Origin of the sequence: Paraburkholderia dilworthii (assembly GCF_000472525.1) — a bacterium.
Lineage (GTDB): Bacteria > Pseudomonadota > Gammaproteobacteria > Burkholderiales > Burkholderiaceae > Paraburkholderia > Paraburkholderia dilworthii.
In genome coordinates this window covers 1-5,200 of record NZ_AWZT01000106.1, presented here as the reverse complement: position 1 = coordinate 5,200, position 5,200 = coordinate 1, and the positions used below count along the sequence as shown (strand labels likewise).

Below are 5,200 nucleotides of genomic sequence, written 5' to 3'. Positions count from 1 at the left end.
GGATCGACGGATCTGACTTCCGCTGGGGCTCAATGGAGGCGACGGCATGATGCAAACCGCTTACCAACATTGATCCCACTGGGAGCGTCCGAAGCGTGGACGATGGTCTGGAAGAAGCCGCAACTGACTGCTGCGCCCCGAGCGCGCCCAAAAGCGAGGCTCTCCATGCCTGTCCGACCAATGCGTGCAGCGTGCCGTGATTGATGAGCCGACTGCGGAAAGAAGCGTGACCCGCGCAAACGACGTTTCCGAAACCGAACCATCGGAGATCGGCCCTTGACATCACCGCCCAATTAAAGAAGCGGCCATTGAGTTTTTTGCCCTGTAGCGGACGCTCCAAGGCCAGTTTCGGTGTAATCTACATTACGAATCCTACGTCGGTAACTTCGTTGCGGATCAGCACTTCGAAGATGCATAATCGGTGTCCGAACGTCAGTTCATGATCGAATGAGCGCATCCGTTTGATACTGCTGCCCCTTACTCTCGAAGTCGTGAGTTATTTCGCACACGCACCGATCCACCTACGCCATGACATTTAATTTTACAATTCCTACATCAGGCGGCTTGCCGTTATCCATTTCGCTGAGTATTGGTCAAAGTATTTTTGTCTTGGGGGCAAACGGGACGGGCAAGTCGAGCCTAATGCAGAGGTTTTATAGCGCACATCATGGCAAGGCCCAACGGATTTCCGCGCATCGACAGACTTGGTTTGCGTCCAGTTCTGTAACGTTATCGCCCGCACAAAAAAGAAACACAGAAACCCATATTTTAAATAGCGACGCGAGTGCAGAGTCACGTTGGAAAGATGACTATGCCGCACATCGAGCAAATATTGCAATATACGATCTCATTGACGCTGAGAATATTCGGGCGCGCAATATCGCCCGCGCAGTAGACGGCGGAAATATTGATCTAGCAAAAATGCTATCAAAAGAAGACGCTCCGATAAAAATCATCAACGAATTGCTTCGTTTATCGAATATACCAGTCGAAATATCAGTAAAGGAAAATGAACAGGTTCTCGCGAGCAAGTCGGGCAGTGCCCAATATAGCGTCGCCGAGCTTTCTGACGGTGAGAGGAATGCTCTCTTAATTGCTGCAAGCGTGCTTACAGTTCCCCCCGGAACTTTGCTTCTGATTGACGAACCTGAGCGGCATCTTCACAGATCAATCATCTCCCCTCTGTTGACACTTCTGTTTGCAAAACGTCGGGACTGCGCTTTCGTCGTTTCAACTCACGATGTAATGCTCCCCCTTGACAATCCTCACGCTCGCACCATGCTGATTCGGGGATGTGCCTACAATGGTTCAATGGTCGCTTCGTGGGATGCTGATCTGGTTCCGTCGGAATCTAACATTGATGAGGAGCTCAAGAAGGACATTCTTGGATCGCGCCGCACGTTGTTATTCATTGAAGGCGATGAGGGCAGTCTGGATCTCCCTCTTTATAGCCTCATCTTTCCAAACGTGACAGTAATTTCAAAGTCTAGCTGCCGTGACGTTGATCATGCTGTCTCAGGGATTAGAGGGGCAACAGAACTTCACTGGCTACGTGCATTTGGTGTTGTGGATAATGATCGCAGGACACCAGAAGATGCCTCTCGACTAAAAGAGAAAGGCGTCTATGCGGTATCTGTCTACTCAGTTGAATCGATTTACTATCATCCTGAGGTGCAGAAAAAAATCGCGGTCCGCCACGCTTCAGTGACGGGGGCAGATGCCGAAACTCTTATTCAGACAGCTAAAGCAGCTACTCTGGCGGCAGTTGCGCCCCACGTCCAACGCCTCAGCGAACGCGCGGTCGAGAAAACACTGCGGGACGAACTTGATAAGCACTGGCCAAAAAGAGCGGAGATTTCTGCGGGCGTTCCGATAAACATCACGATTGACGTGGCTGCCACGGTCAATCGGGAAGTAGCCGTCTTTGATCAGGCGATAGCTGCAGAAGACGTCGAAAAAATAATCGCTCGATACCCGGTGCGGGAGACGCCTATGCTAACGGAGATAACTCGGAAGCTTGGCTTCCAGACCCGCGATCAGTACGAAGGCGCTGTAAGAAGATTGCTAATAGACGATGCGGCGACACTCGATTTTTTGAAATCCCTATTTGGAACGCTCGCTGCCGATCTGGCGAGCACGTGATAGCGGCGTTCCAGAAGTGAGCACTGACGCCGTGCGGTAGAGCCGCGAAATGTCGGTCGCCTCTACGGTTTTCAACGTCCGCTTTCCAGTGGTTGCTACTTCCGCTTTGGGTCGGGCTGAGTCCATCCGCGCTTCGAACTCATCGCCGAAAAGCGGCCATTGGTATTTCGCTGCCCGAAAGCCGGCCGGTCGTCAGCGCGCACTACCGACCCTCTACGGCCGTTCGAGCACGCATCACCTCAACGGCCGCTTCTGAGGTCCAACGGCTATTGGTAGGTCCGCAGCGCGCGGCCCAGTCTCGGTCTGAACAGCCATTCGTGCTCGGGGACTTGGAATTTAACGAACGGCGGCTTTAAGGCGCGCGGGACGTGCGGGGCCGGAGGCGTCCCATGCTCTCCATGAGTAGTAGATCATGCACTACGCCCGAAAGCGACGCACAAGAGTTCGATTAGCAGATTTCTTTGAAAGAGCTTCTGCATAGGAGAGGAATATCAAAACTTCGACATTCCGGAACCCGCCTATTTTTTTGCGCCCAATATGGGATTCACGCGCTAGCAAATTCTCGGCGTTGAAATCGACTACCGAAAGTGGTCAGGGACTAGTGGCGGATCAAAGGCGCCACGGTTCCGACCTATGAAGTGGTGATCACCGAGCAATGCCTGACCTTTTGCGGTAATGTGCCATTCGTTTCCGCCCTGTGTTTCGAGCAGCCCCATTTTCTCCAGTCTTTGCACTGCGTTTTGGCTTGCCACATTCCATGCTGTCCGCTGTAGCTCAAAGTTTTCCGGCGTCGGTGTTATTTTTTTCTCGTTCATGTGCCACCAGTACAGGGCATACGAAAACCTGTCGTAGCAGTGGAAGTCGCTTTTTGCCGCGAAATGACGCAGGAGAAAGATAGTCGCATAGCGTGCGTCTAGGTCTTTGGTGCTGCTTCTGGCCGAAACGGAACTAGCGCGATACTCTGCAACTAAGCCGAGCACCATCAAGGCAGCACCGACAGCGATTTGCTGCCATGCTGGCGGAGATCGAAGGGTAACCGACTTAAGGGAAACAATGTCGAGAAACCCGAGAACTAGGATGACGGCGCCGGCAGCTACAAAAATTTTGCGTGCGTCAAGATGCTCGATCATTTTTGCGATCGGATCCAGCGTTCCCATGATCGTCCTTCACGACGTTCCGGCGTTGCAAAACGGTTGTCACCTTCGCGACGCGGCGAGGCGGAGGTCTTGTTGGTTATAGGAACGCTGACCCCATGAGTCAAGTAGCGCCTTTGTGGTGATCGTCCTGACATGCTGCTGCGCCCGTCGTGCCGATGAGGCTTTTCTGAGAGAGGGCGAGAGGCGCTTAACAACCCTATTAGCCGTCGAGCTAGCGCTACGTCAGGCGGCAGCATTTCACAAGCGGCGCGAACACCGATGGCATATTCTGCGCCAGACTTCGCACATCGGCAGGGCGAATACGGTGTGCCCTCACCCGTCTCGCACGAAATACTATCGCTTCTTCTGGCTAACTATTCCGCTGTGCCTCAACCGGATGTCAACTTTGCGGCGCTCCTATACGGCGATCTGTGACAGCGGGATTTGCACCTGCGCCCCCACCAATTCCTATCAAACCTTATCCCGCCAGCTTGCACCTAAATAACAACATAAATGCGCGTGACTTTCACTTTCTTGACTATTCGATCAGACACGCCTAAAAATGAAAATACCCGCGACCGACGGAGAAGGGGAGACTAATGAAAAAGGAAGGTGAAGAAACCCTTTCGCCTCCCGGTTTGGCTGGCGAGGAGATTAAGATTGGCGACCGCGAATTCATCGATGACGTGGGGGCGCTAAAAGAAGTGCATAGTTTCCTATTAAAGCAAGGTGTCGCGACTGATACAGCCGGCCTCGGGCCTTTGCGCTCGCTGGTATATGAGAAGAAAGCGCGACCGCCAAACCTTGTCGAATGGGAGGCGTTCGACCACTGCTCGCACGGACTGTACAGTCAATTGACGCCAGACCTTCGACTAAGATTCTTGGCGACACAAGCTCCAAGCGGAATAGTTCGCCTCGCGATTGGAATGGCTCTTCTAGCCATTCTTTCGTGCACGATTGCACTTGTTCTTGGGAATGCTGGGGTTCGATACTCGGCAATATGGTTCGCAATTTGGGCTGCGGCCCTCGGCGTACTCGGCGCAGTGGCATTCGTTAGCATGAACGTGCTTGCCATTCAGAACGACATTACTTTCGACTTCAGCAATAAGCGGCTAACTTGGCTGCGGATCGCGTTAGGTGGTCTATTCGGCCTTGTCATTACGTTTCCTGTAGGCTACCCATATTTCGTGGAGTTTATTAGCAAATTCAGTGAACCGCCCTCAAAGGAACAGATGGGACGAGCTAGCTTCCTTCTGCTTCCTTTCGTGCTCGGATTCAGCACAACAGTTGTTATCGCAGTGCTAGGACGATTAATGCAAGGAGTGCAAGCGCTATTCGGAACCTTGGATGTTAAACCTACTCAAACGCCTCCGCCCAACACACCGCCGCCCAATAAACCTCCCGGAAGGCCGAACGACGGCCGATAAGCAGCGCTTTATATCGCGAATCGAGTGGCCGGTTCCGAAGCGGAGCAGACGCCTGAATGTCCGAGCGACGAGGCGCGCGAATGACGCTTCATGGCCGGATCGAGGCAGTGTCACCCGTGATTTGCTCGCCGCAAAGGGGTCGTTGAGCAAGGGCCTAGGAGACCCCGGGCATGGAAACTGGACGACGACCTTGAACGGCCGCTCCTGGCCCAGAGTGTGTCAAAACGCATTTTTGAAGCGCTAAAATTCTTCATCCGATAGCGGAGGATGAGCACGATGAAGCGATTCATTCAAGGCGATAGTCGTACGCAAAGCTTTCTCCTTCCCGAAGCGCTTGATGACTACGTGACCGACACCAATCCTGTGCGCGTGGTGGATGTCTTTGTGGATGAGCTCGATCTTCAGAAGCTCGGGTTTGAAGGTGTTGAGCCAGCGCTGACCGGCCGGCCTTCGTATCATCCGGAGGTGATGCTCAAGATCTATATCTACGGTTAC

General features: G+C 53.1%; 3 protein-coding genes and 1 pseudogene. 3 read left to right on the top strand and 1 reads right to left on the bottom strand.

The window, feature by feature from the left end; genetic code table 11:
• The first annotated feature begins 528 nt into the window (after positions 1–528).
• On the top strand, positions 529–2,142 hold the full coding sequence (locus F759_RS0135030; protein WP_084534457.1) for an AAA family ATPase: 1,614 nt from the start codon (positions 529–531) through the stop codon (positions 2,140–2,142).
• A gap of 578 nt (positions 2,143–2,720) precedes the next feature.
• Here the strand turns inward: F759_RS0135030 and F759_RS0135025 are convergent.
• Complete coding sequence (locus F759_RS0135025) at positions 2,721–3,299, bottom strand: hypothetical protein (protein WP_027803863.1); 579 nt, start codon at positions 3,297–3,299, stop codon at positions 2,721–2,723.
• A gap of 578 nt (positions 3,300–3,877) precedes the next feature.
• Here F759_RS0135025 and F759_RS0135020 point away from each other — a divergent pair.
• Positions 3,878–4,705 (top strand): hypothetical protein, encoded by an 828-nt coding sequence (locus F759_RS0135020; protein WP_027803862.1) that lies wholly within the window; start codon positions 3,878–3,880, stop codon positions 4,703–4,705.
• 276 nt (positions 4,706–4,981) lie between these two features.
• Positions 4,982–5,200 (top strand): annotated as a pseudogene (locus tag F759_RS39785) (IS5/IS1182 family transposase); the annotation flags it as partial.